Genomic DNA, 16443 nt, shown 5'->3' with positions numbered 1-16443 from the left:
GGACGAGACCTGTGGGGGTCGCCGAACCTACTTGCCGCGCCGTGCCGCCTGGCCCCACGCGTCGAGCAGCCGTGCCGCCGACCCACCGACCGGACCGACAGCGTCGGCGATGGTGTGCGCGTCAGGCAGTTGCGCTGCCTGGATGGCGGCGACAGCCGCGTCGGCGGTGTCGATGGTCGAGGAGCAGACGTCCAGGAGGTAGTCGGGTACTTCCAGCGCCGGATCGACGCAGCCGACGACCGGTGTGCCCACGGCGACGACGAGCGGGAACACCGTACCGGGGATTCCAACAGCCGCCTCAGCGGTCGCCGATGCCTGAACGGACGGCACGGGGCTGATTTCGTACTGGTCCCAGAGCGCGGGATTCTCACGTGGGTGCAGGCCGACCAGGATCCGCTTGCCGGCCGCCTGCAGCCGGGCCGCCGCGTCCAGCAGCAGTTGGGTGCCGGGCGCTGCTCCACCGGTCTCGTCCGGGTAGGTGACGCTGGTCAGGACGAGCACGGTGTCGGGCTGCGGACTGCGCTCGGGCAGGCCGTCGGTCTGGGGCGAGCCGACGATCTGGATCCGACGGTGCTGACCGAGGTACTTGGCGAACGACCGCCCCTCGGCGGGCGAGGACGACGTGATCGTGCGCAGCCGCGGGCGGAGCTCACGGGCGCGGGGTGCCTCGACGGGTTGCAGGTAGGCCAGGGAGCTGGCCACCAACGGCAGCCGGGAGAACCGCTTGGCGCAGTCAGCGGGCCAGTCGTCGGCCCCGTTGACGACGAGCACGTCGCCGGCAGGTGCCTCCTCCGGCGTGGCGACGGGTACCGGGTCGCCCGGCTTGATCTGCGAGCGGTCGGGCACCAGCTGGGTCAGCTGGTAGCCGCGGCGCTGTGCCTCGGCCAGCAGCGGGCTGACGTGGTACGTACCCCAGGGTTCGTTCGTGGCAACCAGCACCCGCGGTCGACCTGCGGAAGGGCGGAGAGGGCTCGCGGAGGCGTTGCCAGCGGTCGCGGCCAGTGCGGCGGCGCCCACCGCGCCGAGGAGGACACCACGGCGGGTGACCCGGTTGAAGCCGTTGCCATGCTCGATCATGACCTGGGACGCTACCGATCCTGATCGACGGCAAGATGAACCAACGAGCAAGACGATGCGAGCGATGGCGAACGCTCCGCACGAGCCACCACGCACCGCCTCGCACTCCCCTACGCAGCGTGTCGCACTCCCCCACTGACATCTCCGTCCGGCTCGCGGCGGAGTGTGGACGTGTGCATGTGCGGCTGCCCCTGGAGCCGATGCTCGCGCGGAGCACCGACCACCTTCCCGAGCCCGGACCACGGCCCGGTCGCTGGTTGATGGAACCGAAATGGGACGGATACCGCGCAATCGCCCTGGTCCACGAGGACGCGAGCGTCCAACTCGTCAGCCGGCACGGAACCGACCTCACCGACGCCTTCCCCGAGATCGGCGGTGCGGTGTACTCCACCCTGCCTCCGGGCACCGTCGTGGACGGCGAGATCGTCCGCTGGACCGGCGGGAAGCTGGACTTCTCCGCCCTCCAACACCGCTACGCCCACCGGCGCCGCGCCCACGACCTCGCCCGCTCCGAACCAGCCCACCTGATCGTCTTCGACATCCTCGAACTCGCCGGCCGCGACCTTCGCCGCCAGCCACTGACGACACGTCGCCACGCCCTGGAAGCCCTCTTCCTGCGAGCACCACCAGGCGCACCCCTCGCCCTGAGCATGCAGACCAACGACCTCGACGTCGCCCGCCGCTGGTTCGACGAGATGTCCGTCGTAGGAGTCGAAGGGGTCGTGATCAAACCTTCGACCAGCAGGTACGAACCCGGCCGCCGCCTCTGGCTGAAGCTGAAGACCCGCGCCACCACCGAAGCCATCATCGGGGGCGTCACCGGCGAACTGACCCGCCCACACAGCCTGATCCTGGGACGCATCGACTCCGAAACCGGCAGACTCCGCGTCGTCGGCACCTCCACGCGACTCACCGACCGCGCCGCGGCCGACATCGCCCCACACCTTCTCCCCGCGCCGGCCGACCATCCCTGGCCACCAGAGCTCGCGATCACCTGGCGCAGCGGCACCACACCCTACGTACGGGTCGAACCGACCGTCGTCGTGGAGATCAGCGCCGACATCGCCACCGACCGCGGCCGCCGCTGGCGCCACGCCGTCCGCTATCTCCGCCTCCGCGACATCCCACCCGAACACGTCCCCCACGACCTTGATCTCGAGGCGAGGGAACAGCCCTGAGCCTCTGCCGCGGCCGAAAGGCAGGCGGCGCACCCCCTCAGAGACCCTTGCGGCTTGCGGCGCGGCCTGCTTGCGTGGACGGCGAGCGTGTCTTCGCCACCGACGGCGCTGCCCTGAGCGGGCGCGCACACTTCGGGCGGGAGGGAGATCCCGATGACCATGTACCGGGTCGGCTATCTCGTGGGCAGTCTCGCGACCGCGTCGATCAACCGCCTGTTGTCCAAGGCGTTGATCCGCCTGTCCCCACCTGACCTGGAGTTCACGGAGATCTCGATCAGGAACCTGCCGCTGTACAGCTACGACTACGACGACAACTATCCGGTGGTTGGTACGGCACTCAAGGACTCCATCGCCGGTATGGACGCCGTGATGTTCGTGACCCCGGAATACAACCGCTCGATTCCGGGTGCGCTGAAGAACGCCATCGACTGGGCGACGCGCCCAGCCGGAGACAACGCCTTCGCGCGCAAGCCCTCAGCCGTGATCGGCGCCTCTCCCGGGGCGCTGCGGACCGCTATCGCGCAGCAGCACCTGCGGAGCGTGCTGGGATATCTCCGTTCACCTCAGATGAACAGTCCAGAGGGCTACATCCACTACACGCCGGGCCTGTTCACCGAAGCCGGAAAGGTGACCGACGAGGGGACCGAGGAGTTCCTCCGGCGGTTCATGAACGACTTCCACACGTTCATCGTCCGCGTTCTCAGCGAACCACCCGTGGGGGCCGTCACGGGAAACCGCTGATCATCACCGGCCTCGCGGTTTCGTAGCTGGACACCTCCGGCCGCCCGCACGTCGGGCGGGGCCGGCGTCGTCCAGGTATACCCCTTCGCATCGAGGGGGATTCCACCTTCGGAGCGAACAAGCCGACTCGGCGGTCTTCGGGGTGCTGTCACTCGCCAGAGCAGCCTGACGGTGGGCGTACCCGCGCAGGTGGTAGGGACGTGTGCACGATGACCGACGGTCCGGCCACGGCGCCGCCAGGTGGTGGTGGTCGTCGGTGGCGGGTGCCGATGGTCGCGCGGGACGCCGGTGAGCCCCACCGGACCGCGACGCCACTGGAGCTGTTGTTCGACCTCACGTTCGTCGTCGCGGTCGCCGCGGCCGCGGCACAACTCGCGCACGCGATCGTGGAGGGCCACACGGCGCAGGGGCTGGTCGGCTACCTGATGGTGTTCTTCGCGATCTGGTGGGCGTGGATGAACTTCACCTGGTTCGCCTCCGCCTACGACCCCGACGACGCCCCCTACCGGCTGGTGACGCTGCTGCAGATGGGCGGAGTGCTCGTGCTCGCCGCGGGCGTCCCCGCGGCGCTGAACGAGCAGGACTGGACCGCCGTGACCATCGGCTACGTGATCATGCGCGTAGCGATGCTGGTGCAGTGGATGCGCGCGGGGCACGACGACCCGGGCCGGGCGGTGACGTCGCGCCGCTACGAGGTGGGCATCGCCCTTGTGCAGGCCGCCTGGATCGCCCGGCTGGCGCTACCGGAGACGGCCGGCTTCGTCGGGTACTTCGTCCTGGTCGCCGCGGAGTTGGCTCTGCCCGTCTGGGCCGAACGGCACGCCAGCATCACCTGGCATCCGCACCACATCGCCGAGCGGCACGGACTGTTCACACTCATCGTGCTCGGTGAGAGTGTGCTCGCCACCTCCCGCGCGCTCGCACCCGCCGTCCGGGCAGGCGTCAACCTCGACACCGTGCTGGTCGGGATCGGTGGTCTGGTTCTGCTCTTCGGCTGCTGGTGGCTGTACTTCCTGGCGCCCGCCGGCTACGGGCTCGTCCACCATCGGGAGCGTTCGTACTGGTGGAGCTACACCCACTACGGAATCTTCGCCGGTCTCGCGGCTCTCGGCGCCGCCCTGGAGGTCGTGGCCGAGACGCTCACCCATCACATCGCCTCGCCCATCGGGTTGGTGGGGTTCGTGGTCGCGACACCCGTCTGTGTGTTCCTGCTGCTCGAATGGGCGCTGCACGCACCGCTTGAGATCGGGCCTTCGCCGAGGCTCGGCTACGTCCTCGTCGCCTGTGTCGTCCTTCTCGGTGTCGCGGCCGCGACCATGGCCGGGCTCATGTTGCCCTGGGCGGTCGTGGCGATGAGCGTTCCCGTCTGTGGCGTCGTCGCCACGCGGGTCGTGGCCGACCATCGGAAGGCGCAGCGCCGTACCTGAGTCGCCCGGACGAGCGGTGGCAGCGGCCAACCTGTCCGTCCGAGCCGGGGATTCAGAGCCGACGCGTGGGCGGGCGCCAGCCCCAGGAGAGCATCGCCAGCCCCGCGAACATGGCCGGTGCGATGACGCTGCTCGGGGCTTGGTGTACGGCGAGGTGTGAGGCCGCCGCACCGATCATGTTGATCATGACACCGGCGTAGGCCCATTCCTTCAGTCGCGGCAACGAGGGTACGAGCAGCACCACGGCCGCGATGATCTTCGCGGTTCCCATGATCGTGGCCAGGTAACCGGGATACCCCAGGTCGATCAGCAAGGGGTAGAACGGCGCCATCCGGAGCAGGTCCATCGCGCCGCCGACCGCACACTCTCCGGCCGCGACCGCGGTGGTGACCCAGTAGGCACCGACGCGGTAGCGGTCCCGCACGGCGGTTCGCCTCATCGAACCCTCCTATCGAAACGAGAGCGTTCTCTTAGCATCTGTACGCTAGCGTTTCGATGGAGGTGGGGCAATGGCCGGCGAGTCTGGACAGGATGGGGACCGATCCGAGTCTCGCGAGCCGATCTCGCGGGGGGCGGGAGCGCGTCGACGGATACTGCGGGCCGCTCTCGAGGTGCTCGACGAGCACGGCCTGCCCGGCTTCACGATGGAGGCGGTGGCCCGGCGCGCCGGCGCGAGCAAGGCCACCCTGTACCGACACTGGCCCACCTCCGGCGCGCTCATGGTCGACGCCATGGACGCCACGTTCGAGCCCTTTCCCGTGCCGGACACTGGCCACGTCCAGACCGACGTGGCCCAGCTCCTCACCGCCTTCGTGGCCCTGCTCGAAGAGACTCCGTTCCCGCGGCTGCTCGCGGCCTTCATCGACGCCGCCGAACGCGACCCCACGCTCGCGACCCTGCACGCCGACCTGACCCGCCGCCGCCGCGAACCGATCCTCGTCGCCCTGACCCGCGCCCGCGAGGGCGGCCAACTGCCCAGTCACCTCGATCCGGAGCTGGCCACCGACCTGCTCACCAGCCCGCTCTTCTACCGCCGCTTCATCGCCCACCAGCCCATCCCGCCCAGCCTGGTGAACGACGTGGTCGCTCGGGTGCTCGGCGCCTGGCGGTGAACGACGGGTCGCCCATAGCCGAGGGACTACGCCAGCGCGGCTGGTTCGCGTGGCCGTGACTCAGGCGGCTCGTCACCCGCGCCGGTGAAGGTCTCCCACAGCTGTGCGTACCGGCCTCCCGCACGCACGAGGTCCTCGTGCGCACCGGTCTCGACGATGCGGCCCGCGTCGACGACGAGGATCCGGTCGGCCCGTGCCGCGGTGGTGAGCCGGTGTGCGATGACGAGGGTCGTACGCCGCTGCGCGAGGCGTTCGGTCGCCTGGGTGACGGCAGCCTCGGTGGCGAGGTCGAGCGCGGCGGTGGCCTCGTCGAGAAGCAGGATGTCGGGGTCGACCATCTCGGCCCGGGCCAGCGCCAGGAGCTGGCGCTGCCCGGCGGACAGGCCGTGCCCGCGTTCGCCCACGGGGTGCAGGTAACCGTGGCGAAGCGTCGCGATCATGTCGTGCGCTCCGACGGCACGGGCGGCGCGTTCGACGTCGGCGTCGCTCGCCTCCGGTCGGCCGTAGGCGATGGCGTCGCGGACGTTTCCGGAGAACAGGTAGGCCTCCTGGGGTACGACGCCGAGCCGGTGCCGGTAGGCAGTCAGGTCGAGGCTGCGCAGATCGTCCCCGTCTGCCCGCACCACGCCCGACGTCGGGTCGTAGAACCTCGCCACCAGCTTCATCAAGGTCGACTTGCCGGCGCCCGTCTCGCCCACCACGGCGAGCGTCTCTCCGGGCACGATCCGCAGGTCGACTCCCCGAAGGGCCTCCTCCTCGCCCGCGACGTAACCGAACCGCACGTCGTCGAACCTGATCTCCCCCGACAACGAGGACACCGCGCGCGGATCATCGGACTGCGCTGTCGAGGTCGGCGTCTGCAGCAGTTCGCCGATCCGGCGCAAGCCGACCTTGGCACGTTGGTATCCGTCGAAGACCTGCGACATCTGCTGCAGGGGCGAGAACAGCATCGTGAGATACAGCATGAACGCGACGATGCCGCCGGCGGTGAGGCTGCCCCCCGCCACCCGCCCGGCGCCGATGCCGAGGACGATCGCGACGGCGAGCTCGTTGGCCAGGTCGACGAAGGAGAAGAAGACCGACATCAGGACCTGCGCCCGCATCTGCGTGGAGCGATACGTCAGGCTCAGCTTGCCGAACACCTCGATGTTGCGCCGCTCCCGACCGTAGGCCTGCGCGACCCGGATACCGGCGACGTTCTCCTGGAAGTTGGCGTTGACCTCGCTGAGCTGTTCCCGCGCCGCGCTGTAGGCCCGGCTCGCGTACTTCCGGTACAGCAGCGCGGCCACGACGAAGGCGGGCACCATGGTCAGGACACCTGCCGTGAGCCCGGCGTCCAGCGTCAGCATCACGCCCAGGACGCCGAAGAACGACAGCACCGCGACGACAGCCTGGCCGAGGCCGGACTGGACGAAGGACGTCACCGCGTCGACGTCGCTGGTCATCCGGGTCATCACGTGGCCGCCCCGCTCGCGCTCGTAGTAGTCGAGACCGAGCCGCTGCAGGTGGGCGTACATCTTCGTGCGCAGCCAGAAGATCATGTTCTCACCGGTCCGGCCGACGGCGAACTGTTCGAAGCCGCGCACCAACCAGGCCGCGAGGACGACCAGTAACGCGATCGCGGAGAGTCCGAACAGCGCGCCGGTCTGGCCGGCGTTGACGCCGTGGTCGATTCCGGCGCGGGTGAGCCACGGGATCACCAGCTGCGCCACCGCGTCGAGGATCAGCAACACCAGGACGAGCGACAGACCCGCGCGGAACGGTCGGATCAACCGGCCCAGGGAGAAGCCGGGCTCGGGCCGGCGGGCGTCGGCCACGTCGATCCTCGGCACGTCGGTCGCGGGTGGGAGGTTGGCGATCCCGGCCGCCTGTTCGGCAGGCAGGCCGGAGCCGCCGAACACCCCCGTACCCTCCGCCTCCGGCGGGTTGTCCCAGAGGCCGGCGCGGTCCGTCGGCGCCGCCTCGTCCGCTCCGTCGCGTACACCGTCGAGTTCACCGGCGCGTTCGCCGTCGAGTTCGCTGTCGTGGCCGGACAGCAACATCCGGTAGCGCGGGCACCGGGCGACGAGCTCCTCGTGGGTTCCGCAGTCGACGAGCTCGCCACGATGCAGGACCGCGATCCGGTCGGCGAGGCGCAGGGTGCTGCGCCGATGGGCGATCAGGAGCGTCGTACGCCCCCGCATCACCCGGCGTAGTGTCGCGTGGATCTCGGCCTCGACACCGGCGTCGACCGCGGAGGTGGCGTCGTCGAGCACGAGCACGCTCGGATCGGTGAGCAGCGCCCGCGCCAACGCGATCCGCTGGCGTTGCCCGCCCGACAGGGTGAGCCCCCGCTCGCCCACGACCGTGTCGTACCCCTCCGGCAGGGCCCGGATGAAGGCGTCCGCCTCCGCACCCCGTGCGGCGGCGACCACGTCGTCGTCCCGCGCGTCCGGCCGACCGAAGGCGATGTTGGAGCCGACGGTGTCGGAGAACAGGAAGCTCTCCTCGAAGACCATGCCCATCCGGGACCGCAGCGAGGAGGTCCGGAAGTCGCGAATGTCGCGGCCGCCGACCCGGACCTGTCCAGCCTGCGGGTCGTAGAAGCGGGCCAGCAGCAGAGCCACCGTCGACTTCCCCGACCCGGCACCGCCCACCAGTGCGAGGGTCTCGCCCGGCTCGATCCGCAGGCTGACGTCGCGGAGCACCGGATGGTCGGCGTCGTAGCCGAACGTCACCTGGTCGAGTTCGACCAACGCCGCGTCGGCAGGTACGTCCACCGCGTCCGGGGCGTCCGTGATCGAAGGACGAGAGTCGATGATCTCGTAGACACGTACGAGGGCGGCCTTGGCCGTCTGCCACAACGCGAAGTTCCGGACGAACATCATCACCGGGCCGATCATCGACGCCAGGTAGGTGGCGAACGCGAGGAACGTCCCGAGCGTGATGTCACCCCGAAGGGCCAGCCAGCCGCCGAGGGCGAGGACGCCGACCTGCCCCAGGGCGGGGATGGCGTTGAACGTCGGGAAGAACCTGCTGGCCAGCCGAGTACGCCGCAGACCGGCCGCGAAGAGTGTCCGCAGCGCACCCTCGAGCTTCTCCTGCTCGCGGTGCTCCTGCCCGAAACCCTTGACCACGCGTACGCCGGTCACCGCGGCCTCGACCACACCGGCGACCTCGCCGGCACGCTGGGAGTAGTCCCAGAACGACGGGAACAACACCTTCGAGCCGCGGCGGGCCACCAGCGTGAGGGCCGGCACCATCACGAGCGCGACCACGGTGAGCAGCGGCGACAGCACCACCATGATGCCGAGGGACATCACGAACAGGACGACACTGGACGCCAGCAGCGGGGTGTTCTCCAACAGGCGCTCGATCATCGTCACGTCGGAGATCGCCCGGCTCACGACCTGACCGGTGCGGAGCCGGTCCTGTTGCGCGCCGTCCAACCGCTGCAACGAGGCGAACAGGTCCGTTCGCAGGGAGTACTCCACGCCGTAGGCGAGGCGGTTGGCCTGGATCCGGCGCACCAGGGAGAAGACCAGCCGTAGGACTCCCGCGCCCACCAGAAGCGCGAGCCACGGTGCCAGCGGCTGACGCTGCCCGACGACCACCTGGTCGACGACCTCGCGCACGATCAGCGGCGTGAGTGCCGCCACGGCGCTGGCTCCGACCGAGCACATCACGCCGAGGATCACCGCGCGCCGGAACCGCCAGCAGTAGGCGGCCAGCCGTCCCAGCCAGCCGCCTCCGCCAGTCGGAGTTGACGTTTCCCCGTCGGCCGTGCCGCGGCCTGGTGAGCCGGCCGTTGCCTCTATCTTCGTCGTTTCCGTTGCTCTGGTTGGTTTCGTGGTCGCCTTCGCGGCCGCCGTGTCATCCGTCGCTTCCGCCACCAGTAAGCCCACCCCTCGTCGTCGACCGCGAAAGCCTAGAGGGCGGAAGCGATCGTGGCGACGAGTTATCGCCGGACGCGCAGAGCTCTTGGCAAAGTTTGGAAAGCCCTTACCAATGTCCCCGGGACGTCCTGGCTACAGCTCCGACCGCAGTCGTACGGCTCCGTCGTCGTGGTCGACCAGGAACAGCGTGCCGGGCGGGAACTCGCCGAGGACCTCCGGTGGAAGCTGCACGGTGCCGTCGCCCGCGACGACGGCGAAGTCCTGCCCGTCGCGTCCCTCGGCTCCGACGCGGCCGTCGCGGATGGTGACGACCCGGCCGAGCTGGGTCCCGACCTCCGGGTCGTGGGTGACCACGACGATGGTCGTGTCGCGCAGGGTGTTGACGGACTTCAACGCGGCCACCACCTCGTCACGGCCCGCCGTGTCGAGCTGGCTGGTCGGCTCGTCGACGAGCAACAGCCCAGGCCCGGCCGCGATACCGACGGCCAGGGCCGCCCGCTGCTGCTCCCCCCGGGTGAGGTCGGATGGCTTCGAGCGTGCCATCGCCGCGAGCCCGACGAGGTCCAGGATCTGTTCGGGTTCGGCGAGTTCGATTCCCCGGGTGGCGGCCGCCCGTCGCTGGGCGAGCCAGATGTTGCGGACGAGGCTGGCGTAGGGCAGCAGGTTACGGACGGACCCCTGCAGGACCACGCCGATCTCGGTGCCGCGGAGCCGGTTCAGCTCCGCGTCGCTCAGCTTCCCGATGTCGTACCCGCCGACCACGATGCGACCAGCCGACGGACGCATCAGCCCGGACAGCAGCGAGATCAAGGTCGACTTGCCGGACCCGGACGGGCCGACCAACGCGACCATCTCACCAGAGCTGATCGACAGGTCGACACCGGAGAGCGCGACGACGTCTGAGCCCTCGATCCGGTAGATGTGCACCACTCTTCGGCATGCCACCGCCACGCCCATCAGCCACCGGCCTCCTGCCGTCCTCGGATCAGATGTCGCTGCCACCATCCGCCGGCGACGGCACCCGCGACCAACACTGCAATGGCGAGCGCCTGCAGGGCGCCGACGTGCGCCCAGCGCGGCCACTCCGCCAGCAACGCTCCGTCGACGCCGAGTGGGAGCCGCCTGCTGGTGGCGAACCACGCCGCGGCGGCGGCGAGCATTCCCGTGACGGCACTCGTCACCACGATGCCGCCGTAGGACCACAGGGCGGCACCGGTCGTCAGGCGTTCCGTCGCACCCTGGGCTCGTAGCGCGCGCATGCCTGGACTCCACGTCCGGCGGTCGACGGCGACCACGAGGGCCAGGGCGCCGAGCCCGACCAGCACCGTCACTCCGGACGCCAGCTGGTAGGCGCGCAGCGCCATGGCGGCACCGGAGCGGTCCATGGAGGCACGGAGGCTGGTGACGGTGCGGTCGCTGACGATCGTGAGCCCCTGCTGGCGAAGCCGGTCCAGGACCTGGTGCGGTGTGCCAGGCGCCAGCCAGACCTGCGGCGTCGACGCGAAGCCGGACTCCCTCGTCAACCGCTCGGCGTAGTCGAGGTCGATCAGGGCCCCCCTCCCACCGACTCCCGGCAGGCTCGGAAGCTTCGCCCGCGCGACGTACCTCACCGACTCACCGTCGATGTTCGTCAGCTGGTTGCCCGGCGACCGCCCGGCCGTGATCGCCGGCAGCGGGTACGGCACGTCGACCGTCCGCAGCACGTAGTCGTTGCCGGGCTGAGGTGCGGTCTGCGCGATCGACAGGCCGTCCTCGTCGCCGACGACTCGCAGCTGTTCGGTGACGGGGCCGCCCCCGGACGGGCGCCACCGACCGGCGTTGGCGAGTTCGCGAGGGGGCAGGATGTCGCGTCCGTTCTGGCGTAGGGCGAGGAGGTTGACGCCGACCCGCTCCGCCTCGCTGGAGTTCGTGGTGATGGTGAGCCCGACCAGCCGGCAGTTGTCGGCGCACTCGTCGACCCGCGCGGTGTAGGTCGGCCGGAGGTTGACCACCGGTCCGAAGGACACGGCCACCTGGTCATCCGTCGCGGTCCGCAGCAGCAGCGAGACGGTGAGGGTCCTGTCCTCGGTGAACGGGTCGGGATCCAGCTCCGCGGTCAGTTCGCCGTTGCCGACCAGGATCGGCTTCGGCGCCGGAGGCCGCAGCAGGGCGGCGACCTGCGCGGGTCGCGCCGCGCCGTCGCTTTCGGACCACCGGGCGACCTTCGCCAACCTGGTGGAGTCGACGGCGAGTACCGGTAGGTCCTCACCGCCACCGGACGGCGCAGAGACGACGGCCATCGCGTGGCGTCCCTCCGGATCGGCGGCGCGCACCGCACGGAGGAGCTGCGCCCGGTCGACCTCCTGGACCTCGAGCACCCGGCTGGCTCCCAGCAGTTGCTCCGCCGTGGCCTCCCGGCCCTGTGCGGCCACATCCGTCGCCGTCGCCGCGAACGCGAACGTCCCGAAGACCATCGCCAGGACCACCAGCAAGCGCACCGATCCCGGCCGCCGCGCGAGGTAGAACGCCGCGACACCCGGGCCGATCCGTCCCCGGCGTAGCGACCATCGCCCCACCAAGCCGATCAGCGGCCGCACCCCCAGCGACACCAGCATCGCCACGGCCAGGATGACGACGACGGGAGCGGCGACCATGACACCGACGAGCGAGCCGCCGAGTGAGCGCATCTCGGCGACCACCACGACGCCGAGCGCGACCACCATGAGCTCCACCGCCGCCACGACGACGCGTCGCGAGCGCGGCGGAACCTGGCGCAGCAACTGGGCGACCGGCGCCGAGAGCTCGCGTCGCAGCGCGAGCAGCCCGGCCACGAGCGTTCCGCCGCCGGCGAAGGCGGCCGCGACCAGTTGGGGCCGATCGATCTCCACCAGGCCGTTCTGTCCCGGGACCGTCAAGGCGACCAGCAGCCGGGTGATGACGAGGCCGACCGGCACACCGAGGAGCAGCGGCACCAGGCTCTCCGCGGCCACGCTCATCGCGCGGGTCGGCCACCGCGCGCCGCGCAGGACCACGGTCCCGATCTCCTGTCGGCGGCCCCACACGCCGTGTCCCACTGCGAGGTGGATGACGAACCAGCACAGCGCGATCAACGGTGCCGCGGCGATGGGGAGGAGCGCACGGGCCTGGGTGCCGTGTTCCTCGATGCGGTCGAGCAACGACGGCATCAGGGTGAGCAGACCGGCGCCGTACGGATCGTCCTGCGTGAGTCGCTGCTCCGCGGCCTCCAGCTGGCTACGGACCACCGGGACGCGTTCGGGGGTGAGCAGGCCACGCGGCATGACCGCGTCGAGGTAGGCCGTCTCCTGCCGGTGCGGCAGGCTCGCCACCGTCATCCGGTTGGTCATGATGGACGGCGTCCCGAGCCGCCCGAGCGGGTCCTCGAGACCCCAGTACGGCGACGAGGGCTGGTCCGCGTCGAACACGCCGACGATGGTGACCGACGTCAGCGGGCCGTCCGACTCCCAGCTGTCCTGGTTGCGTCGTACGGGTTCGAGCTGCACCTCGGCCCCGGCGTGCAGGCGCGCCTCGCGGGCGAGGTTGGCCGGCAGCGCCGCCTCCCGGCTTCCCACCGGGCACCGTCCCTCGCGGAACTTCACGCGCTCACAGAACCCGTCCCGGGCGAGGAGGCTTCGGGTCTCGCTCGGGTTCGCCCGCGCGAGTCCACGCACGTGCATCTGCACGGTCGTGACCGGCGTGAAGCCGGTCAGTCGCGACCGCGCGTCGGAGGCCGTCTGAAGTCCGTCGACCATGGCCGTCACGTCGGTCCGTGGTTCGGGCGAGTCCGCCGACAGTGGCGGCAGCGAGACCGTGAGCTCGGAGTTCTCGGCGGCGGCGACCTCGTTGCTGACGGCGGCCTGATCGATGGCCGCGCTGTAGGCGGGAACGCACACCGCTCCGACGGTGGCGGCCATCGACAGGACGAACAGGGTCAGCGCCTGACCCCATCGCGTGGCGAGTTGCGCGAGGACGACCGCGATCATGGCCGCGCCTGACGTACGAGCGCGGAGCCGGACGCGACGACGACCGTGCCGAGCAGGGCGATGGCGGCCACCGCGGCCGCCAGCACAGGAACCACGCTGGCGTCGGCGGTCGGGAGGACGGACCACCCGTCGACAAAGCCCGGGTAGAGGATGCGGTCGATCGCCGCGCCACCGATGCCCGCGGCGAGGCCGACCAGGGCCGCGGTGCCGACAAGGGCGCCGAGTCCGCCGTAGCCGACCGCCCGGACCACCTTCGCGTCGACACCCTGCGTTCGGAGGGCGGCGAGTTCGACCGCCCGGCCAGGGCGCTCCCGGGCGGCGTCGATCAGGACGGCTCCGGCGGCGAGAAGGAGGCCGACGAGCGCGACCGCCGCCTGGAAGCGTTCACCGACCGCGCTGCCCTCGGCGCGTAACTCGTCCAACCGGTCCGACAAGGACTCCTCGCGGACCGGTGCCACTCCGTGTGCACGCAGGTCGCTCACTATCGAGGAAGGGGCGTCGGCAGCCAGCCACACCTGGGGCTGGCCTCCGCTGAGTGAGAACGGCACCAGCCGTTCGGCGTAGCTGAGGTCGACGATCGTGCCCATGCTGCCGTGCCGGGGTATGAGGGAGGCGGAACGCACGATCTGAGCGGGCACGGCCGCACCGGGCAACGGGACCAGCCGCGTCTCGTCGGTCGGATCCGGCGACCAGCCGGCGATGAGCGCGGGCAGCCGCACCGGTGTGTCCGCGACGAAGGCCCAGTCGTTGCGGTTGAGGGAGACGCCCTCTGGTATCTGGGGCAGGGTGAGGCGGAGGCTGCCGCGCCCCGCCGCGATGGCGGGTCCAAGGTCGCGCGGGCCCAGCCCCGGGCGCCACCGGGTGGGCTCGCTGAGCAGCGCCGCCGGCAACGAGGAGCGATCGGCTCCGGCACTCGGATAGAGCTCGACCCGGCTGCCCGCGGTCGGCGGTACGTACCCCAACGCCTCCGCCTCGCCCGCGTCGCCGCTGGCGGCGTCCGCGTCCTTGCCGCCGAGCGCCTGGACGCCGACCAGCCGGCAGCCCCCGGCGCAGGCGTCCACGTCCGCGGTGTACTGGTGGCGGGTGCCCGTCAGGGGGCCGACCACGGCGTCGACCGGCGTTCCGTCCTTCACCGTGCGCAGCCGGATCCGCAGGTGTACCGGTGCACCTGCGGGATCCGTTCCGGACGCGTCGACGACGAGCCGGTCCGTCGTCAGCGTGACGGGGCGAGGTGCGACCGGGCTGAGAGCCGCCGCGACCTGCGCGACGTCGCCGCCGTACTCCTTGCGCCACCCGGTGACCACCCCCAGCCGGGAGGTGTCCATCGCGAGCACGGACGGATCGCCCGCCCGGCTCGGCTGGTCGACGACGGCCATCGCGTTGGTACCGCTCGGGTCGGCGGACCGTACGGCGGCCAGCAGCTGTGCCGGGTCGTCGGCGTCGACGGTGAGGACCCGGTCGGCGCCGACCTCCAGGGCGGCCCGGTCCCACTGGCTACGCGAGGTCGTGTCCCAGCCGACGAACGCGGTCGTCACCAACGCGATCGCCACGGTGACAAGGGCGAAGAGCCGGTGCGTCTCCGGCCGCCGCGCCGTCAGCGCCGCGATCAGCGCCATCGCCGGACGTCCGGCGTGACGGGCATGCAGCAGCAGCCAGTTGGCGACGGGCGGCACTGCCCAGGCCGTGACGAGCGCGATGGCGAGGGCGGCCAGCCCGGGCGCGAGGAGCGGCAGACCTTCCACGCTCCTGCCGACCACCAGGGCCTGAACGACGCCGTACACCGCGAGCGCGATCAGGACGAGGTCGACCAGCGACCGGCGCCAGCGGGTACGGCGGACGGGTATCCGTCGAAGCAGGTCGCGGGCGGGTGTGAACAACGTCCCGACCTGGGCGGACACGACGGCGACGAGCCCGCCCGCCAGGGTGAGACCGAGCAGGAGCAGGGACAGCAGCAGCGCGGTGCGGTCACCGCCACCATCGATGGGCCCACTCACCGCGCGGCCGACGACGAAGCCCAGCGTGGTTCCGATCACGGCTCCCGCCAGCAGCGGAGCAACACTCTGTCCCAGAACGAGAATCCATCCCCGCCCCGACGGTGCTCCGTGCAACCGCCACCAGCCGACGTCGCCGCGGACCTGGACCGCGGCCTCGCGGACCACCACGGCCAGGGCGAACCACGTGAACAGCAGCAGCACGACGACACCGACCCCCACACCGGCCAGGACGGTACGTCGGTCCTGGGCGATCCGGTCGAGCAGGCCGTCGAGGCTGCTTCCGGTCGTGGAGTATCCCTGCTGCCCCAGCGCCGCGAGGCTGGCGTTGACATTCGCGGAGAGGTCCTCCACGTCCATCGTGGCGAAGGCGCGCGGCGAGGCGAGCAGGTCGTAGGAGTAGGTGGTCTGCTCCCAGTCGCTCATGGTCGCCGGAACGGTGAACACCGTCGCCTGTTTGCTGCGGTCGTCCGAGCCGAGGCCGACGAGGTACCCATCGGCCCAGTACGGCTCGCTGGGGTCGATCACCCGGTAGACGCCCACGAGCCGTGCTCGGCTCGGCTTCTTCCCACCGGTGAGTTGAACCTCGTCGCCCACGCGGAGGGACACCTCGCTGGCGAAGGCGGCGGGAAGGACGATCTCGCCCGCCGCGGACGGGCGTGACCCGGTCACCGTGAGATGGTCGAAGACGTCTGCCCGGTAGGCGACCTTGACCACGGCCGCCGTTCCCGTGGATCCGACGCGGCGCACACCACCCTGGGCGAAGGCGCCGTCGATCGTGGTGAATCCTGGCGGCCTGAAATCCTTCCGCGCCTGCTTCATGGCGGCCTCGGACGTGACGCCGTCCGTGCCGCGCCATCCGGCCAACCAGCTCACCGACACCAGGCGCTGCTCCACCGGAGCACTCGACACCGCCGCCACGCCGACCTGCTGCGTGGCCTTCACCGCGTACCAGGGCGCGGCCGTGACCGCGGCGCTGGCGAGCAACGCGACCAGCGTGACAACGACAGCCTGCCCACGCCGCGCGGCAAGCGCACCCACCAACACAGACCACATGCCGTG

General features: G+C 70.9%; 10 protein-coding genes. 4 read left to right on the top strand and 6 right to left on the bottom strand.

From position 1 onward, the window contains the following. Positions 1–27 precede the first annotated feature (27 nt). The gene (locus HEB94_RS25015) at positions 28–1077 is read right to left on the bottom strand and encodes a hypothetical protein (protein ID WP_192752155.1); all 1050 of its coding nucleotides are present in this window, start codon (positions 1075–1077) and stop codon (positions 28–30) included. A 119-nt stretch (positions 1078–1196) separates the two neighbouring features. On the opposite strand from HEB94_RS25015, the gene HEB94_RS25010 reads away from it, so the two are divergent. The 3 genes from HEB94_RS25010 (at position 1197) to HEB94_RS25000 (ending at position 4423) form a co-directional block, all read left to right on the top strand. Beyond that, positions 1197–2255, top strand: a complete 1059-nt coding sequence (locus HEB94_RS25010) for an ATP-dependent DNA ligase (protein WP_192752154.1) — start codon at positions 1197–1199, stop codon at positions 2253–2255. A gap of 153 nt (positions 2256–2408) precedes the next feature. Continuing rightward, positions 2409–2996 carry an NADPH-dependent FMN reductase gene (locus tag HEB94_RS25005; RefSeq protein ID WP_192752153.1) on the top strand — a complete coding sequence of 196 codons (588 nt, stop codon included), beginning with the start codon at positions 2409–2411 and terminating at the stop codon, positions 2994–2996. A gap of 209 nt (positions 2997–3205) precedes the next feature. Continuing rightward, positions 3206–4423 carry a low temperature requirement protein A gene (locus HEB94_RS25000; protein ID WP_192752152.1) on the top strand — a complete coding sequence of 406 codons (1218 nt, stop codon included), beginning with the start codon at positions 3206–3208 and terminating at the stop codon, positions 4421–4423. A gap of 52 nt (positions 4424–4475) precedes the next feature. On the opposite strand, the gene HEB94_RS24995 is transcribed toward HEB94_RS25000, so the two are convergent. Beyond that, on the bottom strand, positions 4476–4862 hold the full coding sequence (locus HEB94_RS24995; protein ID WP_192752151.1) for a DoxX family protein: 387 nt from the start codon (positions 4860–4862) through the stop codon (positions 4476–4478). A 70-nt stretch (positions 4863–4932) separates the two neighbouring features. Here HEB94_RS24995 and HEB94_RS52690 point away from each other — a divergent pair, with 70 nt between their 5' ends. Then, the gene (locus HEB94_RS52690) at positions 4933–5535 is read left to right on the top strand and encodes a TetR/AcrR family transcriptional regulator (RefSeq protein ID WP_273376318.1); all 603 of its coding nucleotides are present in this window, start codon (positions 4933–4935) and stop codon (positions 5533–5535) included. A gap of 26 nt (positions 5536–5561) precedes the next feature. On the opposite strand, the gene HEB94_RS24985 is transcribed toward HEB94_RS52690, so the two are convergent. The 4 genes from HEB94_RS24985 to HEB94_RS24970 all read right to left on the bottom strand — a co-directional run bounded on the left by HEB94_RS24985 (position 5562) and on the right by HEB94_RS24970 (position 16437). Next, on the bottom strand, positions 5562–9197 hold the full coding sequence (locus HEB94_RS24985; RefSeq protein ID WP_202896532.1) for an ABC transporter ATP-binding protein: 3636 nt from the start codon (positions 9195–9197) through the stop codon (positions 5562–5564). 345 nt (positions 9198–9542) lie between these two features. Further along, complete coding sequence (locus HEB94_RS24980) at positions 9543–10367, bottom strand: ABC transporter ATP-binding protein (RefSeq protein ID WP_192752149.1); 825 nt, start codon at positions 10365–10367, stop codon at positions 9543–9545. Further along, positions 10367–13390, bottom strand: coding sequence for an ABC transporter permease family protein (locus HEB94_RS24975; protein ID WP_192752148.1), 3024 nt, complete (start codon positions 13388–13390; stop codon positions 10367–10369). The genes HEB94_RS24980 and HEB94_RS24975 overlap by 1 nt, the downstream gene beginning before the upstream one ends. Continuing rightward, complete coding sequence (locus HEB94_RS24970; protein WP_192752147.1) at positions 13387–16437, bottom strand: hypothetical protein; 3051 nt, start codon at positions 16435–16437, stop codon at positions 13387–13389. Before HEB94_RS24970 ends, HEB94_RS24975 begins: the two co-directional genes overlap by 4 nt. Between the last annotated feature and the right edge of the window lie 6 nt (positions 16438–16443).

This window comes from Actinopolymorpha pittospori (genome assembly GCF_014873875.1).
In the GTDB taxonomy this organism is placed as follows: domain Bacteria; phylum Actinomycetota; class Actinomycetes; order Propionibacteriales; family Actinopolymorphaceae; genus Actinopolymorpha; species Actinopolymorpha pittospori.
The sequence above is the reverse complement of the archived record's forward strand: the minus strand, read 5'-3'. Positions and strand labels throughout refer to the sequence as shown.

Excerpts from the sequence above, each read along its gene's own strand:
- HEB94_RS24995 (WP_192752151.1), bottom strand. The coding sequence starts at position 4,862 with ATGAGGCGAACCGCCGTGCGGGACCGCTACCGCGTCGGTGCCTACTGG.
- HEB94_RS24975 (WP_192752148.1), bottom strand. The coding sequence starts at position 13,390 with ATGATCGCGGTCGTCCTCGCGCAACTCGCCACGCGATGGGGTCAGGCG.
- HEB94_RS25015 (WP_192752155.1), bottom strand. The coding sequence starts at position 1,077 with ATGATCGAGCATGGCAACGGCTTCAACCGGGTCACCCGCCGTGGTGTC.
- HEB94_RS52690 (WP_273376318.1), top strand. The coding sequence starts at position 4,933 with ATGGCCGGCGAGTCTGGACAGGATGGGGACCGATCCGAGTCTCGCGAG.
- HEB94_RS25005 (WP_192752153.1), top strand. The coding sequence starts at position 2,409 with ATGACCATGTACCGGGTCGGCTATCTCGTGGGCAGTCTCGCGACCGCG.
- HEB94_RS24980 (WP_192752149.1), bottom strand. The coding sequence starts at position 10,367 with ATGGGCGTGGCGGTGGCATGCCGAAGAGTGGTGCACATCTACCGGATC.
- HEB94_RS24985 (WP_202896532.1), bottom strand. The coding sequence starts at position 9,197 with ATGTGCTCGGTCGGAGCCAGCGCCGTGGCGGCACTCACGCCGCTGATC.
- HEB94_RS25000 (WP_192752152.1), top strand. The coding sequence starts at position 3,206 with ATGACCGACGGTCCGGCCACGGCGCCGCCAGGTGGTGGTGGTCGTCGG.
- HEB94_RS24970 (WP_192752147.1), bottom strand. The coding sequence starts at position 16,437 with ATGTGGTCTGTGTTGGTGGGTGCGCTTGCCGCGCGGCGTGGGCAGGCT.